Genomic DNA, 21,099 nt, shown 5'->3' with positions numbered 1-21,099 from the left:
GCGGTGCCCGTTACCGTGACATAACTAAAAAAAAGTAAACCCTGACTCCGACATTTTTATTATCCGCATGATGTACAAATGACAGCTGTAATTATAACGAATAGTCTACAGGAACATTTATCATGGATATTAATGCCATTGAGCGACAGAGTAGTACTCCCGGACTGATTAGCGGAACCATGTTGGTTATCGCAACCGTAGTAGGTGGCGGGATGTTCTCCCTACCGATTGCGATGGCCGGCGTATGGTTCCCCGGTGCGTCTGTTATTCTTCTTTTTATCGCCATCATGATGTTATTAACCGGTCTGATGCTGGTTGAAGTTAACCTGCATTATGGCGCCGGTGCCAGTTTTAATACCTTTACCCAGGATTTATTAGGCCGAAAGTGGAATATCGTGGTCGGTATCGCTTTCGGCTTTGTGCTGTATATTCTGACCTATGCTTATATTTCTGGTTCGTCGGCGGTGATGGCGCAAACCGTGTTCAAATACAGCGGCGTGCGCTTTCCGGCGAATATCTCGGTGGTGATCGTCAGTATGCTGGTCGGGGCGATTGCCTGGTACAGCTCACTGCTGGTCGGGCGCATCACCACTGTGTTGATTATCGGTAAGTTTATTGCGTTCTTTGCCACCTTCTCCGGGCTGGTTGGTCATATTGAGGTGGCGAAACTTGTCGATAGCGTGGCGGTGGCGCTGCCCAACTCACAGTACCTGCCGTACATTCTGATGACGCTGCCGTTCTGTATTATCTCGTTTGGTTTTCACGGTAACGTGCCGAGCCTGGTCAAGCTGTATGGCAAGGGCGGTGTCTCACATATTACGCGTTCGATTATCATCGGCACGCTGTTTGCCCTGCTGCTGTACATCTTCTGGCTGGGCGTCACGATGGGTAACATCAGCCGTTCCTCATTCCCGCCGATTATCGCCAAAGGCGGCAATATTGACGTGTTTGTCGAGGCGATCAGCGAACTGTTCACCAGCCGCTATATGGATCTGATCCTGACCTTCTTCGGCAACTTCGCGGTAGCCAGTTCCCTGCTGGCGGCGACGCTTGGCCTGTTCGATTACATCGCCGACCTGTTTCACTTCCCGGATGACGGCATGGGCCGCCTGAAAACCGCGCTGGTGACCTACTTTCCGCCAGCCGCCGTGTGCTTCTTCTTCCCGAACGGTTTTGTGCACGCGATTGGCTACGCCGGTCTGGCCTTTACCATCTGGAGCGTGATCCTGCCGCCGTTCCTGGTGAAAGCCGCGCGGAAACGTTTCCCGACCGCCAGCTATACCGCGCCCTGTAATAACACCGTGCTTAACCTGGTGATTGTCTGTGGGGCGGTTGTTTATCTGACGGTTGTTCTGGACGTATTTGGTCTGCTGCCAACGTTTCGTTAGACGGAGTCAAAATGAAAAACGTGTTGTCTGTTCAGTCGTCAGTCGTTTATGGCTATGCCGGAAATAAAGCCGCCGTGTTGCCGATGCAGCTCTCGGGGATCGATGTCTGGCCGTTTTACACCGTACAGTTTTCCAACCACACCCAGTACGGGATGTGGCAGGGCATGGCGATGCCGCACGGCGAGTTGAGCGCTATCATCAGCGGGCTGGACGACCTGCAAAAGCTGGCGCAATGCGATGCCGTACTGTCGGGTTATCTCGGTGATAAACGTCATTGCGAAGAGGTAAAGCACGCGGTCACCACCATTCGCCAGCGTAACCCGCAGGCGCTCTATTTTTGCGATCCGGTGATGGGCGACCCGCAAAAAGGCTGCATTGTCGCGCAGGGCGTGGAGTCCTTTTTTGTCGATGACGCCATTCAACTGGCCGACATAATGGGGCCGAATCTGTATGAGCTGGGCGTGCTGACGGGCAGACAACTGCGTAGTTTTGACGAGGTGGTGGAAGCGGCGCAGCAGCTGGTGGCGTGGGGCGTGAAGAAGGTGCTGGTGAAGCATCTCGGCGACTGCTCACGTGATAAGCAGGCGTTTGAAATGCTGCTGGTGACGCCGGAACAGACGTTACACATCGCCCGGCCGCTGTATACCTTTGCCAAAATGCCGGTGGGCGTTGGGGATCTGATTTGCAGCGTGATGCTGGCCTCACTGCTCAATGGCTATGAGGACAAGCTGGCGCTGGAGCGGACGACCAGTGTTGTCGATGCGGTGATGCGGCTGACGAAAGAGCGCGACTCGTATGAACTGCGGCTGATAGACGCGCGTCATCAGATTATGGACCCACCGGTTCGCTATCAGGCAACGGTGATCTGACGCCGCAAGGGGGCTCTGTGTTTCTGACATTGCTGCGGCTTCAGCATCCGTTGGTCTACCGTTTTGCGTGGCTGCGTATTTGGGTCGTGATGTTAAGAGCGTGTGGACTGCGTAAGAGAAAGGGGTGAGCATTTTACGCCGCTGTCGCTGCCGGATGCGGCTCGCGCCTTATCCGGCCTACAAATGAGCGTGAAACGCAGGCCTACAAATAAGTGTGAAATGTAGGCCTGATGAGCGAAGCGCCATTAGGCATAAGTGCCAGGTTTTACACGCGGAAGTAGCGTGGTGGAATCAACGCAGAGAAAGCGTCGAACTTCTTCACCATCTTTTTCCAGAACAACATAACAACCATCCTCGATTTGAAACATCGGCGCTATTTTAGTCAGCGCCGACAAATCGTAAAGTCTGTCGCCTTGTTCCGTTCCTGGGCGGTGTAAACCTTTTTGGTCACTGTGTCGTCAAATACGGTTGCCGCGAATTTGACGGGGTTGACAAGGGGTTACGCCATAAACCAGTAATAAAAGAGGCCAACCTTTAAGCCGAGGATCACAATGTAGGCACAGCAGTATTTCATGGTGCCAGACATGATCTGGTTAGCCTGACCGTCCATTTTGGTGGCCGAAACCGCGATGGCGATGCTTTGCGGCGAGATCATTTTCCCGCCCGTTGCGCCAGAGGTATTGGCCGCCGCCAGCCAGTTGGGATCGATATGTAACTTGCTGGCAGCTATGGTTTGCAGCTTGCCGAACAGAATGTTCGAGTTGGTATCGCTGCCGGTCACAAACGTGCCCAGCGCGCCAATCACCGGGGCGAGGAAGACGTACGAGCTGCCGGTCAGATCGACAATCGACTGGGCCAGCGTGGAGATAATCCCGCTGAGATCCATCACCGTAGCCAGCGCGACGATCGCCATAATGGCGACGATAGAGTTTTTAAGCTGGAAAATGGTTTTGATAAACACTTCCAGCATCCCGCGTGCAGATGCTCCCTGAATAAAACCGCCGATGATGGTCGCAAAGATGATTAGCATTCCTGGCGTGGTCACCCATTCCACTTTCAGCGCCAGCGTTTGGCCATCGGCCAGCGTGAAATGCAGCACCGAGGCCAGTTGGGACGCCGCGGCTTTTACTGACGGGAATAATGGTGAGCACAACAGGATAAACACGAAAATAAACAGATAAATAGAGCCAACCCGGAACAACACTTTTGCCGAGCGCGGTGTGGTTTCGCGGGTATGGCTGACTTCAATGCGCCACTCGGGATCGGTTTTCCCTTTGCGCAGGCGACTGGCAATGGCCACGGCAAACAGGCTGACCAGGCTCCCGGCAAAGGCGGGCAATTCCGCGCCAAGATGGATAGCGACAAAATATTGCGGAACCAGCGTGGTGATGCCGCAAATCAGCGTGATCAGAAATACGCCGCGAATAGCCTTCAGACCGCCGCCAATAATGCAAATAATCACAAACGGCAGCAGGATATTAAACAGCGCGAGCTGCAGAATAATGGTTCCGCCGAGGGTATAAACCGGCAGGTTAACCTGTTCCGCCAGTATGGAGACGGGAATACCCACCGCACCAAACGCTGTAGGTACGGTATTTGCCACCAGAGAGGCAATCGCCGCCTTCAGCGGGTTGAATCCCAGCGCGATAAGAATGCCGATCGGAATGGCGACCGCCGTGCCATAACCCGCCGCAGCTTCCAGGAATCCACCAAAACACCATGAAATCAGCAGCACCTGAATACGCTTATCTTCGCTAATGCTGGCGAGAATATCGCGCAGAATATCCAGCGCTTTGGTTGCCTGCATGACGTTATAACTAAAGATAGCGCCGAGGATCACAATCACAATCGGCCATAATCCCTTCAGTGCGCCATAGCCTATTGCGGCTTGCAGATTCTGTACCGGCATTGCCCAGAATATCGCTGATAGCGCGGCGGTGAATACTAACGAGATCAACACAGAATAATGGATGGGCATTTTCAATTTCAATATTAAAAATACCATCAGTAGTAACGGAGAGAGTGCCAGGGCAAACATAAAATATTCGTTCATTGCTATTCCCGATTGGTTCATTAAACCTGATTTATATTTATGACGGGGAGGCTACATTGCTGCTCTAATAAAGTATGTAAACTGAATCGCTTCAGTGAATAAAGTAATTATGATTAATGCTTTTGTAACTATTGTAATCTTTTAATTAAAACCCGCTGTCAGATAAATATACTTAAGAGTAAGCCTAATACCTATAAGTAGTTATTTAATAACCTTTTTAATAATGGTAGTGACGAGAGTAGTACTCACCTGAAACTGTTTTTAAGGTGTTAATAACGCGGTGGTTTTCAATATAAAAATGTGAGCAAGGCCGAAAGAAATAAACCAGGGTGTTGCATGCGCGAGTCGATTAGAGGATTATTTGTTTTTGTCATACAAATGAAAATACAGACATTTGCGATTGTCCTGATATAAGACGCGGAGAGTCGCCAGCAACGGAAAACGATCCGAACATCACCATGAATCCAGGCATGAGTAAAACCAAAAAACGAAAAACTGGGCGTGATATACGGCTGAACCTTTGCTTGATATCGCGATATCAAGCGCAATAAACAGAAATGAAGCAATGGAGTAGTTATTGTGAATGTAAATTTCTTTGTCACCTGTATTGGTGATGCACTGAAATCACGGATGGCACGAGACTCCGTATTGCTGCTGGAAAAACTGGGCTGCCGCGTGAATTTCCCTGAAAAACAGGGGTGCTGTGGTCAGCCAGCCATCAACAGCGGCTATATCAAAGAAGCGATCCCGGGGATGAAAAACCTGATCGCCGCCCTGGAAGACAACGACGACCCGATTATCTCCCCGGCAGGCTCCTGTACCTACGCGGTAAAAAGCTACCCGACGTATCTTGCCGATGAACCGGAATGGGCGCTGCGTGCCGAGAAAGTTGCTGCGCGTATGCAGGATCTGACCTCTTTTATCGTGAACAAACTGGGCGTGGTGGATGTCGGCGCCAGCCTGCAGGGCCGGGCGGTGTATCACCCTTCCTGTAGCCTGACCCGCAAGCTGGGGGTGAAGGAAGAGCCGCTCACGCTGCTGAAAAATGTGCGTGGGCTGGAGCTGCTGACGTTTGCCGATCAGGACACCTGCTGCGGCTTTGGCGGGACGTTCTCGGTCAAGATGGCCGAGATATCCGGCGAGATGGTGAAAGAGAAAGTCTTACATCTGATGGATGCGAAGCCGGAGTATTTGATTGGCGCGGACGTCAGTTGCCTGCTCAACATTGGCGGCCGACTGCAACGGGAAGGCCAGCCGGTCAAAGTGATGCATATTGCTGAAGTGCTGATGAGCCGCTGAGGGGAATGAGATGTCGATAAAAACCAGCGATGTAGAATTTAAACTGCGTATTCGTCAGCAGATAGAAGATCCGATCATGCGCAAAGCCGTGGCCAATGCGCAGGAGCGTATCGGCGCGAATCGCCAGAAAATGGTCGATGAATTAGGCCACTGGGAAGACTGGCGCGATCGTGCCAGCCAGATCCGCGATCACGTTCTGAGCAATCTCGACGCTTACCTGTATCAACTCTCCGAGAAAGTGACGGAAAACGGCGGTCACGTCTATTTCGCCAAAACCAAAGAAGAGGCTACCCGCTATATTTTGCAGGTCGCGCAGAGTAAAAACGCGAAGAAGGTGGTGAAGTCCAAGTCGATGGTGACCGAAGAGATCGGCGTCAACCATGTGCTGCAGGATGCCGGAATTCAGGTGATCGAAACCGATCTCGGGGAATATATCCTGCAGTTGGATCAGGACCCGCCTTCGCACGTCGTGGTTCCGGCGATTCATAAAGATCGCTATCAGATCCGCCGCGTGCTGAACGAGCGCCTGGGTTACGATGGCCCGGAAACCCCGGAAGCGATGACCTTATTCATTCGCCAGAAGATCCGCGAGGATTTCCTGAGTGCTGAAATTGGCATTACCGGCTGTAACTTTGCCGTGGCGGAAACCGGCTCGGTGTGTCTGGTGACCAACGAAGGCAATGCGCGGATGTGTACCACGCTGCCGAAAACGCACATTGCGGTGATGGGCATGGAGCGTATCGCGCCGACCTTTGCCGACGTGGATGTGCTGATCACCATGCTGGCACGCAGCGCCGTGGGCGCACGTCTGACGGGCTACAACACCTGGCTGACCGGCCCGCGTGAGGCGGATAACGTTGATGGACCAGAAGAGTTCCACCTGGTGATTGTCGATAACGGCCGTTCGCAGGTGCTGGGCTCAGAGTTTCGCGATGTGCTGCGCTGCATCCGCTGCGGAGCCTGTATGAACACCTGCCCGGCCTACCGCCACATTGGTGGACACGGCTATGGCTCAATCTATCCCGGTCCTATCGGCGCGGTGATTTCTCCGCTGCTCGGCGGCTATAAAGATTTTAAAGACCTGCCGTACGCCTGTTCGCTCTGCACGGCCTGCGACAGCGTCTGCCCGGTACACATTCCGTTGTCAAAACTGATCCTGCGCCATCGTCGCGTTATGGCGGAAGAGGGCATTACCCCGAAAGCCGAGCGCCGGGCGATCAAAATGTTCGCCTATGCCAATAGTCATCCTGGGCTGTGGAAAGTGGGGATGATGGCGGGCGCGCATGCGGCGAGCTGGTTTATCAATGGCGGCAAAACGCCGCTCAAGGTTGGCGCGATTGGTGACTGGATGGAGGCGCGCGATCTGCCTGATGCTGACGGCGAGAGCTTCCGCAGCTGGTTTAAGAAACATCAGGCGCAGGAGAAAAAGAATGGATAACCGTACCGCGTTTTTAAACACCATCGCCCAGGCGCTGGGCCGCCCGTTGCGCTTCGAACCGCAAGCGGATGCCGCGCCGGTGAACAACTATGCCAACGAGCGCCTGACCGAACTTAGTCCTGAGCAGCGCTGCGATGCGTTTATTCAGTTTGCCAGCGACGTGATGCTGGCCCGCTGTGAGCTGACTCGCGAGGACCAGGCCGCAGACGCGGCGCTTCGTCTGTGCGAAGAATTGGGTCAGCAGCCGGTGGTGCTGAGCGGTGACAGCCGGCTGGTGGCGCTGGGCATTACCGAACGCCTGCAGCAGGAATGCAACGCCGTGGTTTGGGACCCGGCTCGCGGGGCAGAGAATATTACCCTGGCCGAGCAGGCGAAAGTCGGTGTGGTGTATGCCGAATACGGCTTAACGGAGTCCGGCGGCGTGGTGCTGTTTTCCGCGCCGGAGCGCGGGCGTTCCCTGAGCCTGTTGCCGGAGTCCTCGATTTTCGTGCTGCGTAAAAGCACCATCCTGCCGCGGGTGGCGCAACTGGCAGAAAAACTGCATCAGAAAGCGCTGGCCGGTGAGCGGATGCCGTCGTGCATTAATATCATTAGCGGGCCCAGTTCAACGGCGGATATTGAGCTTATCAAGGTGGTTGGGGTGCATGGCCCGGTGAAGGCGGTGTATCTGATTATTGAGGATTGTTGAGGCAGGATGGAAAACCGCTCTGGCGCTACAGGCCAGAGCGGTATCGACGTTATGCAATCATGCTGATGATCAACACGATAATCAGGCCAACCACGGAGTTCACCAGCTCCAGCAGACCCCAGGTTTTCAACGTGTCCTTCACTGACAGGTCAAAGTAACCTTTGAACAGCCAGAAGGAGGCATCGTTGATATGCGTCAGGGTGTTAGAACCCGCCGCCGTTGCCAGCACCAGTAACGCCGGATCGACACCCACCAGTTGACCGGTTGCCGGGTCGAGGATCGCTGCGCTAATAATCCCCGCCGCCGTCATGGCGGAGACCACGCCCTGGCCGGTTGCCAGACGAATGAGCACGGTTATCAGCCACGCCATGATATACGGAGAAATATTGCCGTGTGACATCAGCATGCCGATGGTATCGCCGATGCCGGTATCGATAATGGTTTGCTTCAGTACGCCGCCCGCGCCGATGATCAGGATCACCATGGCGATGCTTTTCACTGCGTTTTCAAAGGCGTTCATCACCCACTGCATGTCATGGCCGCGTGCGGTACCAAACAGCACGAAGGCGACAACCATGGCAATGAACATTGCGATTGGGGAAGAGCCTAAGAAGTTGACCACTTCCCACGCCTGCGTCCCTTTGACCAGCCAGATGTTAGCGATGGTGGTGGAAATCATGATGATCGCCGGGATCAGCGGCACCAGAATCGACACACCGAATGACGGCAGATTGTTCTGGTCAACCGGTACATCGGCTTTCATAAATGACGGCGTTGGGCGTTCAAGGTTACCGAGGAATTTCGGCAGGATAAGCCCGGCGCAGATCACGCTCGGAATGGTCACCAGGATACCGTAGATATAGACCATACCCATGTCGGCACCATAGGCGTTTACCAGTGCCACCGGGCCCGGCTGTGGCGGGAACAGTGAGTGTGCGGTGGTCGCTGCGGCAACCGCAGGAATGGCCAGTTTCAGGAACGGGATCTTCGCTTCTGCGGCAATGACGATCACCAGCGGCGCCAGCATAATAAAGGCCACTTCGTAGAACATCGCCAGGCCGAAGATCAGGCCGATAATGATCACCGACAGCTGTACATAGCGCAGGCCGAGTCGCGCCAGCAGCGTATGGGCAATCTGATGCGCCGCCCCGGAATCGACCATCAGTTTACCGATGACCGCACCGAACACCACGATAATTGCCAGTTCACCCACCGTACCGCCGAAGCCGGATTTCATGGTGTGCAGCAGCTCCATTAAATCCATCCCCGCCAACATGCCGACGGAGAGTGCCGCCAGCAGCAGGGCGACCATTGAGTTTATTTTGAAACGCAAATTGAGCACCAGCATGAGGCCGATGCCGAATACAACCCACAGAATATTGAGAACGTGCATAAAACGTCTACCTTGTTTTGGTTGAACCATTATGATTTTGGTTGAGATGTTACACATATTGGTTAACCATTGATGCGATGAATGTCACAATCCATATTCAATGTTGACATTGATAACAGACAGTTCCCTTTCAGGCCGGCGCCCTGCAGGCTCTTTCCCCTTAACTTCATCACCTTACCTCACTATTCGTGTCAGACCACTGATACAGTTTTTGTGATTTGGTTAACCAATTTTATTGTTTAGGTTGACATGTTGGAGCGAAAGGTAGAATTTATGCGCCATGTCGTCCGGTTTGCTGGCGTTATGCGTTGAGCAACCCGGCAGTTGAGTAAGCAGTGGCTCGCGGTGTTTGCGTCGGGGGCCAACAATGTGAAGAGGTTAAAAGCATGGAACAGACATGGCGCTGGTACGGTCCTAACGATCCGGTTTCTTTAGCTGATGTGCGTCAGGCAGGCGCTACCGGCGTTGTTACCGCCTTGCACCATATCCCGAACGGGGAAGTGTGGTCAGTTGAGGAAATCGAAAAACGCAAAGCTATCATTGAACAGGCGGGCCTGGTCTGGTCGGTTGTCGAAAGCGTGCCGATCCACGAAGACATTAAAACCCGTTCCGGTAACTATCAGCAGTGGATTGCCAACTACCAACAGAGTCTGCGCAACCTGGCGCAGTGTGGTATTCGCACCGTGTGCTACAACTTCATGCCAGTACTCGACTGGACGCGTACCGATCTGGAATATGTCCTGCCGGACGGCTCCAAAGCATTGCGCTTTGACCAGATTGAATTTGCCGCCTTTGAGATTCATATCCTCAAACGTCCCGGTGCAGAAGCAGACTACACCGCTGAAGAGGTCGCTCAGGCGCAGGAACGCTTCACCACCATGACCGAAGAAGATAAAGCGCGTCTGACCCGCAATATCATCGCCGGTCTGCCGGGGGCGGAAGAAGGCTATACCCTTGACCAGTTCCGTCAGCACCTTGAGCGTTACAAAGATATCGATAAAGCCGCGCTGCGCGAAAATTTTGCCGTCTTCCTGAAGGCGATTATTCCGGTTGCTGAAGAAGTTGGTGTGCGCATGGCGGTACACCCGGACGATCCGCCGCGCCCGATCCTCGGCCTGCCGCGCATTGTTTCCACCGTGGAAGATATGCAGTGGATGGTTGATACGGTCAGCAGCATGGCGAACGGTTTCACCATGTGCACCGGCTCTTACGGTGTTCGTGCGGACAACGATCTGGTTGATATGATCAAACAGTTTGGCCCGCGCATTTACTTCACCCACCTGCGTTCCACGCTGCGTGAAGATAACCCGAAAACCTTCCATGAAGCGGCGCATCTCAATGGTGACGTGGATATGTATGAAGTGGTGAAAGCGATTGTTGAAGAAGAGCAGCGCCGTAAAGCCGAAGGTAAAGAAGATTTGATTCCGATGCGCCCGGATCACGGTCACCAGATGCTGGACGACCTGAAAAAGAAAACGAACCCAGGCTACTCCGCGATTGGTCGCCTGAAAGGGCTGGCGGAAGTGCGCGGCGTTGAGATGGCTATCCAGCGCGCTTTCTTTAGCCGTTAAATCAGACCGGCCGGCAACCTGTCGGGCCGGCTTTTTCTTTTCTCTTCCCGTCGGCATTTCCGACGGGTTCTGGAGTTCACGATGACAACGACAATTGCCAATAGCAACCTGCCGGTTGCGCGCCCTGTATGGGATAACTCGCGTCTGCAATCCCGTATTGTTCACCTCGGATGCGGGGCTTTTCACCGGGCGCATCAGGCGCTGTACACCCATCATCTGCTGGAAACCACGGACAGCGACTGGGGTATCTGTGAAGTGAACCTGATGCCGGGTAACGACTGTGTACTGATTGAAAACCTGCAAAAACAACAGCTGCTGTATACCGTAGCGGAAAAAGGCGCGGACAATACCGTTCTGAACGTGATTGGCTCGATGAAAGAAGCCATGCACCCGGATCTTGACGGTTGCGACGGTATTTTGCGTGCGATGGCGCGCCCGCAGACGGCGATTGTCTCGCTGACGGTCACCGAAAAAGGTTACTGCACGGATGCCGCCAGCGGTCAGTTAGATCTCAATAACCCGTTGATTAAACACGATCTGGCGAATCCGACTGCGCCGAAATCGGCAATTGGCTATATCGTGCAGGCGCTGCATCTGCGTCGTGAGCAGGGTCTGCCGGCCTTTACCGTGATGTCCTGTGATAACGTGCGTGAAAATGGCCACGTGGCGAAAGTCGCGGTGCTGGGGCTGGCGCAGGCACGCGACCCGCAGCTGGCGCAGTGGATTGAAGCCAATGCCACTTTCCCATGCACCATGGTCGACCGCATTGTTCCGGCGGCGACGCCGGAGACGTTGCAGGAGATTGCCGATCAACTGGGTGTTTACGATCCGTGCGCCATCGCCTGTGAACCGTTCCGGCAGTGGGTGATTGAAGACAACTTCGTGAACGGTCGTCCTGACTGGGATAAAGTCGGCGCGCAGTTTGTTGCCGATGTCGTGCCGTTTGAAATGATGAAACTGCGCATGCTTAATGGCAGCCACTCTTTCCTTGCGTATCTGGGCTATCTCGGTGGTTATGAAACGATTGCCGATACCATGACCAACCCGGCGTACCGCAAAGCCGCGTTTGCCTTGATGATGCAGGAGCAGGCGCCCACACTGTCGATGCCGGAAGGCACCGATCTCAATGCGTATGCGACCTTGCTGATCGAGCGTTTCAGCAATCCATCCCTGCGCCATCGTACCTGGCAGATTGCCATGGATGGCAGCCAGAAACTGCCGCAGCGCCTGTTGGACCCTGTTCGCCTGCACCTACAAAACGGCAGCGACTGGCGGCATCTGGCGCTGGGTGTGGCGGGCTGGATGCGCTATACCCAAGGCGTGGATGAGCAGGGGCAGAGCATTGACGTTGTCGACCCGATGCTGGCGGAATTCCAGCGCATCAATCAGCAGTATCAGGGCAGTGAACGCGTTATGGCCCTGTTGGGATTAAGCGGGATCTTTGGCCATGATTTAGCGGAAAACGCGGATTTTGTGGAAGCGATTATCGAGGCTTATCAGCAACTGTGCGAGAAGGGCGCACGCGAGTGTGTCGCAGCACTGCACGCTGACGCATAACGCCCGAACTATGACGGGTCAATCAAAATATCTGTTTGGTTGACCCGTTTTCTGTTTTTGGCTTGCCGCAAATGCTATAGTTCAGGCGACATAAAGGTTATTTGTAGGCCTGATAAGGTGCGTCCGCTGCCATCCGACCTACGGATCTGAATAAACGCATCTGACGGATAGAACATAATGAAATCGAACACTTCTCAGCAAAGACCCTACCAGGAAGTGGGTGCCATGATCCGCGATCTCATTGTCCAGACGCCATACCAACCCGGCGAGCGCCTGCCCCCGGAGCGTGAAATAGCCGAGATGCTCAATGTCACCCGTACGGTGGTGCGCGAAGCGTTAATCATGCTGGAAATAAAAGGTCTGGTGGACGTACGGCGTGGTGCCGGGATCTACGTCCTCGACAACGCGAACGCGCAGACAATCGACAGCACGGATATTAACCATTGCAATGATGCGGGGCCTTTTGAGCTGTTACAGGCACGCCAGCTATTAGAGAGCAATATCGCCGAGTTTGCTGCATTGCAAGCCACGCGCGAGGATATCGTCAAAATGCGCCAGGCATTGCTACTGGAAGAACGTGAGCTGGCCTCCAGCGAACCAAACGGCTCGGAAAGCGGCGACATGCAGTTTCACCTTGCCATTGCCGAGGCCACGCACAACAGTATGCTGGTCGAGTTATTTCGTCAGTCATGGCAGTGGCGTGAGAACAACCCGATGTGGATCCAACTGCACAGCCATCTTGACGATACTCATTACCGTAAAGAATGGATGGGCGACCACAAGCAGATCCTGGCGGCACTCATTAAAAAAGATGCCCGCGCGGCCAAACTGGCAATGTGGCAGCATCTGGAAAATGTTAAACAGCGACTGCTGGAGTTTTCAAACGTTGATGACATCGATTTTGATGGTTATCTGTTTGACTCCTGGCCGTTAGATACGGTTAACGCCTGATTTTTCTTCCCTTTTATAACGTGGGCCATCCCGGCTCACGTATCACTTCCCGCTGATTTCCTCTGACTATTTTCCGCGTCTGGACGCGACGTAAAATAATGTTTCCATCACTGCAGATGGCGTTTTTTGCAGCGTCATTGCGGGGCGAAAATTGACATATATCAATTAAAAACAACTTATTTTCGCGTGCAAAAAAATGCATCATTTACCTTATCTTTACCTTTTCGTGCTTATTTTTCGACAAAACAGGTCAATGCGAAGTGAGAATCACACTGATTTGTCCAACGGTTAGTGCCGTTAATATGTACTTAAAGGCGTATAAAAACAAAGGATTTAGATAAAAGTAGACATTAATCTCGCTCTGTAACCTATTGGTCAGAATGATGTTTTGATTGCGCAGGTTGATGACTCGTCCAGCCGCTCCCATTTTAATCAAATGAGTAAGAACAAATATTCGTAAAGTTAAAATTACACATTATTCTACAATCAAGTTATCTTTCATTTGAAATATCGTTCCACTTTTTTTTGGTTTATTAACAGTTTCATTACTATTGTGATTTTTTTTTACCGTTGACATGTTTTTACACTGGCTGCATATTTCATCGCCATAAGCGTGTTATTGCGTCAGGAGTTAAATATGCCTTCTCGAGATTATCCCGATATCCGAAAAGCCAGGGGTGCCCGATCTAAAGATATGGTCCTTTTAAGTGCCCGTGTTGATACTTCTCTTTGGGAATATGTCCGAACACTGGCATTTGAAACGCGTAAAAGTAAACAAGACATTATTGCGGAAGCGTTAATGTTACATCGCTCTATTAATGAGAGCGAAGGCGAAAGTTCAAAGTAGTATCTCTCTGTTCGGGTTTTATTTAAAACCCAAAATAAAATATGTCCTGCCACTTCATTATTACCTTTATCGGTATGTTTTTTGGTGTGTTATTGGTGTTTCCCCTTAATCCATAGGGGACTTTTTTATGCAGGCGTTTTGCCTTCATAACAAAGTTGATAGCAAAATTCACAATTAAAAGTGAGTAACAACATGAAAAAGTCAGTAGTGGCATTAGCTGTAATGGCATTAGGGGTAACCTCCGTTCATGCAGCGGAAATTTATAATAAAGATGGCAACAAATTGGATCTGTACGGCAAAGTAAAAGCGGTACATTCCTGGACTGACGGTAAAGATGCTGATGGTACTTACGCGCGTCTGGGTTTTCGCGGTGAGACTCAAATTAACGATCAACTGACCGGTTACGGCCAGTTTGAAAGTCAGTTTGATGCTTCTAAGGCAGAAGGGTCACAGAATGGCGTTAATACACGTCTGGCGTTTGCTGGTCTGGATTACGGCCATGACGTTAGCTTTGACTACGGTCGTAACTACGGTATCGCTTACGATGTGGGAGCTTACACTGACACTCTTTCAGAGTTCGGTGGCGACTCCTTTGAAGATACTGACCGTTTCCTTACTACACGCACTTCTGGCGTTGCAACACTCCGCACCAAAAATCTGTTTGGTGCCGTTGATGGTCTGAACGTTGGCGCGCAGTATCAGGGCCAGGATGACTCTAACGCTAACCCGGCAAAACAGCACGGTAATGGCTACGGTTTCTCGCTGGGTTATGACAATATTGCGGATTCCGGCGTTTCTGCCATTGCGACCTATACCACTAACTCCGTGACTGCTGAGCAGAAACGTAGCGGCTGGGAAGGTGACAACGCTGAGTTCTGGGGCGCTGGCCTGAAATATGACGCGAATGCTATCTACGTTGCAACCATGTACGGCGAGTCCCACAACCTGATTCAGGATGCGGACAAAGCACAGCATTTTGAAGCGATGGCTGCCTATGTGTTTGATTTTGGCCTGCGTCCGAACGTGGCATACGTTCATGCGCGTGACAATAACAACACTGACCTGACCGAATACGTTGCGCTGGGTACGGATTACTACTTCAACAAAAACATGGTGGCCGATGTAGGGTATAAAATTAACCTGCTTGATGGCAAAAACGACGATAACCAGGTTGTTGCTGGTCTGACTTACCAGTTCTAAGTTTTTGTGATGATTGAAAAAGGCGTCTTTAGTAAGACGCCTTTTTTACATGCTGTTGAGGCTCACAGCGGTTGGTTTTGTGCCGACTGCAGATCGCTAAATAACCATTTCCAGATATCCACTTTTACCCATGCGACGATACAGAGAATGAGGTAAAAAAGAGGATTGTGCGTAATGGAAATACGCATGACTTCCATCAGGTCCACATGCAAGTTGCCGGCTATTGCCATGTTGATAACAAAAATAGAAGCAATAGCACTGGCCAGTAAAATAATAATGGCCTGTATTTTGGCTACCTCCGGAAACTTTCCGGAAGCCCACTGCCACAAGAAAACGGTTGTTAGCAGAAATATAACAAACAATCCTGCTGCACCAAATAGACCAAAATTTTTATAATCGCCTACCGTGCTAATTAAACTAGCCAGAATAATTAACCCAAGTATGAGTTTTTTTAACCTCGACATGTACTCTTCCCGGAAGTGTTGTTGCAATTTAATTAATATGTCCATTTTTACGCATGTGCTATCAGCAAAGGTATATACGTAAAAGTGAATTATAAAGTTTTTAGAGAGATGTTTGACTGTTATTTACAGGTTATTAAATGCTGACATTAAATTGCAGAACAATCTGATTAAAATATATTTATGGCGTTAGCGGCGTGATGGTCTATACAGACTATAAGCTGTTGTTTATACCCTGGATAATGAGAGTATATATCAGCGTTTCGTGCTAATCAGGCGTGTTCAGGAGGCGGGAAACGCGGCTATACAGCGCCAGTCTCCGTTTTCCTGACGGTAGATAGATTCGGTATGCCCTGGGATCGTCCATTCTTCCTCCCTGCCAGCAACACAGTCGATGTAGATACAGAGTCCGCAGCCACCGCGTAGCTCGCGGGGAATATCCGCCACCCGAAAGCGGACCCCTGCGGCCTGTAGCGCCTTGCGCATTTTGATGACACCAACGGTGGAATGAAACAAGAACAGCGTTTCCTTCACTGACGCTTCTCCTGACGCTGACCTATCAACGCAGCCCCGATTGCACCGGCAAACTGTGCGTCGGGATGCGTGTGTACGGGGATGCCGACATGCCCTTCGAGCATACGGGCAAAGGCGTGACAGTGGCTGACACCGCCGGTAAATAGCAGCGGTGCCTGGGCTGAAAGCCGCCCGATGAAGTTTGCGCTGCGTCTGGCCATCGCGTTGATCACGCCAGCCAGAATCGCCTCCGGCGCGATACCCGCAGAGCGCAGGCTAATGACTTCTGACTCGGCAAATACTGTACACATGCTGGTGATAGCATGCGGTTCGACGCCAGCAGTAATCGTATCCAACTGCTCTACGCTGGCACCGAGGGTGCGTGAGATGACGTCCAGAAACCGCCCGGTTCCGGCAGCGCACTTGTCATTCATCAAGAAATCGCTGAGATTACCATCGTCATCCAACTGGATAACTTTACTGTCCTGACCACCGATATCAATCACTGTGCGGGTGCCGGGAGCCAGCAATCGTGCCCCCAGTCCGTGGCAGGAAATTTCAGTGACCTGTTTGTCAGCATAATCGACGAGCTGCCGTCCGTACCCGGTGAGGGTTAAAAATGGCCTGTTCTCCAGCCCATCCTGCAACGTTTCCCATGCCTGCGCGATCGCATCTGCGGGGCGAAAAGGCGTTGGGCAAAGGAAGCGGCGCCTGATGACGTTACCTTCCAACAAAATACCTTTCGTCGCCGTGGAGCCGGAATCAATCCCTATTGAGTATGTCATCCGCGTTTCTCACAACATTTCAATGAATGCGGCGACACGGGTGCTAAGCTGGCCGATATCCGCGCTGGAGTAGTCGGTTTCAATCGCGATATAAGGAATGTTGTGCTGTTGGCGTACGTGACGCTTAATCGCGAGCGATTCAACGGCGTAGGTGTGGCAAGCCTGCAAAATGACATCGACGACGCCGTCAGCCTGGTACTCATCAACCATTTGACTGAGCATTTTCAGGCGTTGATCGTTAGGAGAAATACAGGAGCAGCCGATGGCGAGGTATTTATCGGTCAGCGCGTCGTAGACATCGCCGGTTTCCGCCACGCATTGTTCGGTGGCCTTTGCGCCGGTGCAGTTTTCATAACCCACCACCCAACCGCCGTTTTCTTCAATGGCACGCACCACTTTCTCTGCTGCGCCGCCAATGGGGCAGCCGGTTATCAGGATGCGCGGACGTGACGCCAGACGTTTCCCGGCCTGCCATTCCAGATGTACGCGCTCGGCCATGCTATTAAGCTCGTCGATCAACGCGTCTTTATCAAAGCGGAAGGTGGCGCCGTAGACGACTTTCAGAATGTCACTGCCGCTAAGTGCGGGTGGGTTAAGTTGACCAACGCGATAGAAATTCGCTAGCGCCCGACGTTCCTTGTTTTTGAGAATAATGGCTTCACGCAGCGCAGTTTCGGTAATGGCTGTGCCAAAACGGGCTTCGACGGCCTGCTGCAGACGCAGGATCTCGGCTTTCCATAGCGCACGCGAAGCCGCATCACTGGCGCTGTTGGGCAGTTGCATCACATGTACCGCTTTAAATTCGGCCATGTATTCGTACATTTTCTTTTTACCATCGCAGGTGGTTTCGCCTACCACCAGGTCAGAGAAATAGAAGTAGGGGCATTTGTCGGTTTTGCCAAAACCGTAGCTGCTTTTGATCAGCGGACACAGGTTCCGCGGCAGATCTTTTTCGGCTTCTTCAATGGTTTCATCAGAGGTCGAGCATAGGGAAACGACGACCGCGCCCGCCGCCATCGCAATCTCCTGCGGCATAAAGGTGCAATAGGTCCCAACGAGCGGAATACTTTGCTCTTTAAGATCCATTACGGTGAGAAAACCTTTCTGACGGGCGTCGGAGAATTGAGTGAAAATGGCGGGTAAATCGGTGATTAGCGACATGATTTTCCTTCCCCGTGACACGGGAGACAGTAAAAAGACGCCGCATTATAACCCTGTAATATGTCAGGCTTTATTGATGTACAACAATTGCGCGTTTACAGATGACGACTGTAGACCCGTGACACTTCCCCCCACGGATGATAGCCCGGCCCGTCAAAGTAAAATCCCGCTTTCTCGTATAAACCTTCCAGCTCGGTACACAAATGGAGCTGCTTAAACCCCAGTTGTCTGGCCTGCTGCGCAATATGTTCAATCAGGCGAAATGCCAGACCGTGCCCACGATAGCGAGGATCGATATAGAGCGCACATAGCCACGGCCACAGTTCGCCGCGACTGATAAAATCATTGGTGATCAATCCGGCGCAGCCAACAATGCTGTCGCCATCCTGCAACCAATACCACTGCGGTAGTGGGTTCTTTGCGCCAATGCAACGATGCAGCGCATCCTCGTAAACCTTCATTGAGTCTTCTGAGGCCCATTGTTGTTGAAAGTAAGCGGTGACCTCGTGCCGTTTTTCCGGCGTCTCGCGCAGGGAAAAAATGCGGATGTTCATCGTCATTGAATTTTTCTCCTTAAAAATTCGCCAGCGTTAGCAGGGAAGGAATTTGCGACAACAGGTATAACACCAGTCCGATAGAGCCGCCAACCAGCGTGCCGTTGACGCGAATGAACTGCAAATCTTTGCCGATGTTTAGCTCAATTTGCTGTGACATATCGTGGGCATCCCAGCTTTTCACCGTGTCGCTAATATGGCGCGTCAGGAAGCTGGCGAACTCTGGTGCGACCTTGCGTGCGGCTTGCTCCAGATGTTCATTCAGTGACGTGCGCAGGGCGCCGTCGGCAACCAGCGTTTCGCCAAACCACTGTCCGGCGCTGGCGATGCGCTGCTTCACGCGGGAATCATCGGCGTTAATGTCGGTTTTCACCCACTGGCGTAGATCCGACCACAGTTCGCCGAGATAGCGGTTAAAGGCTTCGTCTTCTTTCAGATAGCTTTTGAGGCTCTCTGCCCGCACGGCCATTTCCGGATCGTGTTTGAGCTTCTCGATAAGCCTTAATGTGGCGCGATCGAAGGCGTGGCGGATCTGATGTGCCCGGTCGTGGCTGATATCATCCAGCAGAGAGTTGACGGCATCAGTGACCAGCTCGGCGCTGTGTTCACCTAACCATTCGGTCGGCAGGATCTTCGCCTTGAGCGGGTGTTCGGTCTCCAGCCAGCGTACGATCTGCTGGGCGATGAACGCCCGCGAACTGTCGCGCTGAAGCAGGGCGATCAGTTGAGCGATCAACGTGTCGAGCAGCACCTGATGGCGATTGTTTTTGGTCATGCTTTCCAGCATCAGCGCACTGGTGCCAGAAAGATCAACCTTGTCGATCGCCTTATGCACCGCCCGTTTAATGAGCCGCTGAATACGCGAGTCATCGGTGAGTTCGAGAAATCCGCTCATGATTTGCAGTAAATGCTGGCCAATACGCTGGGCGTTTTCCGGCTGGCTGAACCAGTTGCCAATCAACAGCGCCGGTTCATGGCGACGGATAAGGGCGACCAGAGATTGCGTATCGAGGAATTTCTCCTGCACAAACTGCCCAAGGTTTTCGCCGATCCGATCCTTATTGCGCGGGATAATCGCCGTATGTTGCGCGATAAATGGGATCGGCACCCGGCGAAAAAGCGCCACCACGGCAAACCAGTCCGCCAGTGCGCCGACCATCGCCGCTTCGGCAATCGCCTTGACTCCGAGCGCCCAGAAGTTAGGTGGCAGAAATAGCGTAATGACGAAAGTGGCGGCGGCGGCCAGCAGCAGAGAGAGCGCCAGTCGTTTGGCGCGTTTGAGTTCAGCAATTTTATTCATAGGCTTAAGGATAGAGCCAGACGGCGGGATCGCGCAAAATTTGTGGTGTGCCTCCCATTTTAGAGCGGAAGCGCTTATCCAGGGATCCAGTTATCCCACGCCGGTAGCGGACCAAGTTCTGCGACCAGAAAATCGATAAACGAGCGCACCTTCGGATTGCTGTACTTGCTGGGAAAATAGAGCGCATACAGGGCGTGGGTTTCACAGGTGATGGTGCCGTCGAGCATCAGCGGCGTTATCTCCTCTTTTTGAATATGATCGCCAATCAGATAGGTGGGTAAATACGCCACGCCCTGATCTTCCAGCACTGACTTCAGCAATACCAGACTGCTGTTGGCCTGGATAGGCATATGCAGCTTCAACTGATGCAGACGATCCTGTTCATCGGCCACCTTCAGCACCGGCGTGAGACCGGGGTAAACCAGGCAATCGTGATCCACCAGATCGCTTCGGCGCTGGGGCATGCCTTTTTTGGCAAGGTATCCGGGCGATGCGCAGTACGCCCAGCGGATAGGCACCAGCTTGCGCATGGCATAGTTCTGCGGTGGTGCGGTGGAGATGCGCAGGGCGATGTCGAAATCTGTTTCATTCAGATTAACGAAGTTATCGTTGAGATCGATATACAGGTTCACATCGGGGAACTGTGAGCGGTATTTATCCACCAGATTTACCAATCGCGAATAACCAAAAGCAATGGAACAGGTTATGCGTAATTCCCCCTGCGGGCTGTGATAATAACCAGAGGTGGTATTCAGCGTTTCATCAAATTCTGTCAGTAACTTATTGGCGCGGTTAAATAAATATTGCCCGGCATCGGTTAAGGTAATACTGCGGGTGGTGCGCTTAATTAATGTTGTCCCCAATGTATCTTCCATCGCCGTCAGGCTTTTGCTGACCGCCGACGGCGACACATTAAGCTGAGCGGCGGCTTCCGATAAACCTCCACAGTCGACGATTTTGACGAAAAACTCCAGATGCTTGAGTGAAATCGGCGTACTCATAGTTTCCTTAGATTCACAAGTGATGTGCAAAAACGGTACGAATAGGCCGTTACATTCGCCTTTTAAACAT

At 52.3% G+C, this 21,099-nt stretch carries 19 protein-coding genes; 10 read left to right on the top strand and 9 right to left on the bottom strand.

The features are described from left to right. Positions 1 to 122: 122 nt before the first annotated feature. Together RYZ59_RS21165 and pdxY are read left to right on the top strand one after the other, a co-directional pair. Entirely contained in the window at positions 123 to 1,388 is a 1,266-nt protein-coding gene (locus RYZ59_RS21165; RefSeq protein WP_137383860.1) for an aromatic amino acid transporter, read from the top strand. An 11-nt stretch (positions 1,389 to 1,399) separates the two neighbouring features. Beyond that, the gene (gene pdxY, locus RYZ59_RS21160) at positions 1,400 to 2,257 is read left to right on the top strand and encodes a pyridoxal kinase PdxY (RefSeq protein WP_137383859.1); all 858 of its coding nucleotides are present in this window, start codon (positions 1,400 to 1,402) and stop codon (positions 2,255 to 2,257) included. A gap of 499 nt (positions 2,258 to 2,756) precedes the next feature. Here the strand turns inward: pdxY and RYZ59_RS21155 are convergent, their stop codons facing one another. Continuing rightward, on the bottom strand, positions 2,757 to 4,310 hold the full coding sequence (locus RYZ59_RS21155; RefSeq protein ID WP_202039623.1) for an L-lactate permease: 1,554 nt from the start codon (positions 4,308 to 4,310) through the stop codon (positions 2,757 to 2,759). Positions 4,311 to 4,889: 579 nt separating this feature from the next. On the opposite strand from RYZ59_RS21155, the gene RYZ59_RS21150 reads away from it, so the two are divergent. Genes RYZ59_RS21150 through RYZ59_RS21140 form a run of 3 tightly spaced genes read left to right on the top strand, consistent with a single transcriptional unit; the run spans position 4,890 to position 7,735 of the window. Then, positions 4,890 to 5,609, top strand: coding sequence for a (Fe-S)-binding protein (locus RYZ59_RS21150; RefSeq protein WP_137383857.1), 720 nt, complete (start codon positions 4,890 to 4,892; stop codon positions 5,607 to 5,609). Between the two features lie 10 nt (positions 5,610 to 5,619). Continuing rightward, positions 5,620 to 7,047, top strand: coding sequence for a LutB/LldF family L-lactate oxidation iron-sulfur protein (locus RYZ59_RS21145; RefSeq protein WP_137383856.1), 1,428 nt, complete (start codon positions 5,620 to 5,622; stop codon positions 7,045 to 7,047). Next, entirely contained in the window at positions 7,040 to 7,735 is a 696-nt protein-coding gene (locus RYZ59_RS21140; protein WP_318050478.1) for a lactate utilization protein C, read from the top strand. The genes RYZ59_RS21145 and RYZ59_RS21140 overlap by 8 nt, the downstream gene beginning before the upstream one ends. 49 nt (positions 7,736 to 7,784) lie before the next feature. Here the strand turns inward: RYZ59_RS21140 and gntP are convergent, their stop codons facing one another. Next, positions 7,785 to 9,128 carry a gluconate permease GntP gene (gene gntP, locus RYZ59_RS21135; RefSeq protein ID WP_318050480.1) on the bottom strand — a complete coding sequence of 448 codons (1,344 nt, stop codon included), beginning with the start codon at positions 9,126 to 9,128 and terminating at the stop codon, positions 7,785 to 7,787. 386 nt (positions 9,129 to 9,514) lie between these two features. Here gntP and uxuA point away from each other — a divergent pair, with 386 nt between their 5' ends. The 5 genes from uxuA to RYZ59_RS21110 all read left to right on the top strand — a co-directional run bounded on the left by uxuA (position 9,515) and on the right by RYZ59_RS21110 (position 15,254). Beyond that, a complete protein-coding gene (gene uxuA, locus RYZ59_RS21130; RefSeq protein ID WP_318050481.1) occupies positions 9,515 to 10,699 on the top strand; it encodes a mannonate dehydratase in 1,185 nt (394 codons plus the stop codon). Positions 10,700 to 10,780: 81 nt separating this feature from the next. After that, positions 10,781 to 12,256, top strand: a complete 1,476-nt coding sequence (locus RYZ59_RS21125; RefSeq protein ID WP_318050483.1) for a fructuronate reductase — start codon at positions 10,781 to 10,783, stop codon at positions 12,254 to 12,256. A 177-nt stretch (positions 12,257 to 12,433) separates the two neighbouring features. Then, positions 12,434 to 13,207, top strand: a complete 774-nt coding sequence (uxuR, locus tag RYZ59_RS21120) for a Uxu operon transcriptional regulator (RefSeq protein WP_271442262.1) — start codon at positions 12,434 to 12,436, stop codon at positions 13,205 to 13,207. A 637-nt stretch (positions 13,208 to 13,844) separates the two neighbouring features. Beyond that, complete coding sequence (locus RYZ59_RS21115) at positions 13,845 to 14,054, top strand: hypothetical protein (protein ID WP_318050486.1); 210 nt, start codon at positions 13,845 to 13,847, stop codon at positions 14,052 to 14,054. A gap of 192 nt (positions 14,055 to 14,246) precedes the next feature. Beyond that, a complete protein-coding gene (locus tag RYZ59_RS21110; protein ID WP_137383850.1) occupies positions 14,247 to 15,254 on the top strand; it encodes a porin in 1,008 nt (335 codons plus the stop codon). A gap of 62 nt (positions 15,255 to 15,316) precedes the next feature. Here RYZ59_RS21110 and RYZ59_RS21105 read toward each other — a convergent pair whose 3' ends face one another. From RYZ59_RS21105 to RYZ59_RS21075, 7 genes are all read right to left on the bottom strand, one after another. Beyond that, the gene (locus tag RYZ59_RS21105; RefSeq protein ID WP_318050488.1) at positions 15,317 to 15,718 is read right to left on the bottom strand and encodes a hypothetical protein; all 402 of its coding nucleotides are present in this window, start codon (positions 15,716 to 15,718) and stop codon (positions 15,317 to 15,319) included. 279 nt (positions 15,719 to 15,997) lie between these two features. Beyond that, a complete protein-coding gene (locus RYZ59_RS21100) occupies positions 15,998 to 16,249 on the bottom strand; it encodes a DUF3343 domain-containing protein (RefSeq protein WP_202039615.1) in 252 nt (83 codons plus the stop codon). Next, positions 16,246 to 17,013: a putative 2-hydroxyacyl-CoA dehydratase activator YjiL gene (gene yjiL / locus RYZ59_RS21095; RefSeq protein WP_318050491.1), complete on the bottom strand. Its 768-nt coding sequence runs from the start codon at positions 17,011 to 17,013 to the stop codon at positions 16,246 to 16,248. The genes RYZ59_RS21100 and yjiL overlap by 4 nt, the downstream gene beginning before the upstream one ends. 9 nt (positions 17,014 to 17,022) lie before the next feature. Further along, positions 17,023 to 18,174 (bottom strand): double-cubane-cluster-containing anaerobic reductase, encoded by a 1,152-nt coding sequence (locus RYZ59_RS21090; RefSeq protein ID WP_318050493.1) that lies wholly within the window; start codon positions 18,172 to 18,174, stop codon positions 17,023 to 17,025. A gap of 95 nt (positions 18,175 to 18,269) precedes the next feature. Further along, complete coding sequence (locus tag RYZ59_RS21085; protein ID WP_202039612.1) at positions 18,270 to 18,734, bottom strand: GNAT family N-acetyltransferase; 465 nt, start codon at positions 18,732 to 18,734, stop codon at positions 18,270 to 18,272. Positions 18,735 to 18,747: 13 nt separating this feature from the next. Then, on the bottom strand, positions 18,748 to 20,028 hold the full coding sequence (locus RYZ59_RS21080; protein ID WP_318050496.1) for a DUF445 domain-containing protein: 1,281 nt from the start codon (positions 20,026 to 20,028) through the stop codon (positions 18,748 to 18,750). Between the two features lie 74 nt (positions 20,029 to 20,102). Further along, positions 20,103 to 21,029, bottom strand: coding sequence for a LysR family transcriptional regulator (locus RYZ59_RS21075; RefSeq protein WP_271457542.1), 927 nt, complete (start codon positions 21,027 to 21,029; stop codon positions 20,103 to 20,105). Between the last annotated feature and the right edge of the window lie 70 nt (positions 21,030 to 21,099).

This window comes from Citrobacter sp. HN-141, from assembly GCF_033341895.1.
In the GTDB taxonomy this organism is placed as follows: domain Bacteria; phylum Pseudomonadota; class Gammaproteobacteria; order Enterobacterales; family Enterobacteriaceae; genus Citrobacter.
The sequence above is the reverse complement of the archived record's forward strand: the minus strand, read 5'-3'. Positions and strand labels throughout refer to the sequence as shown.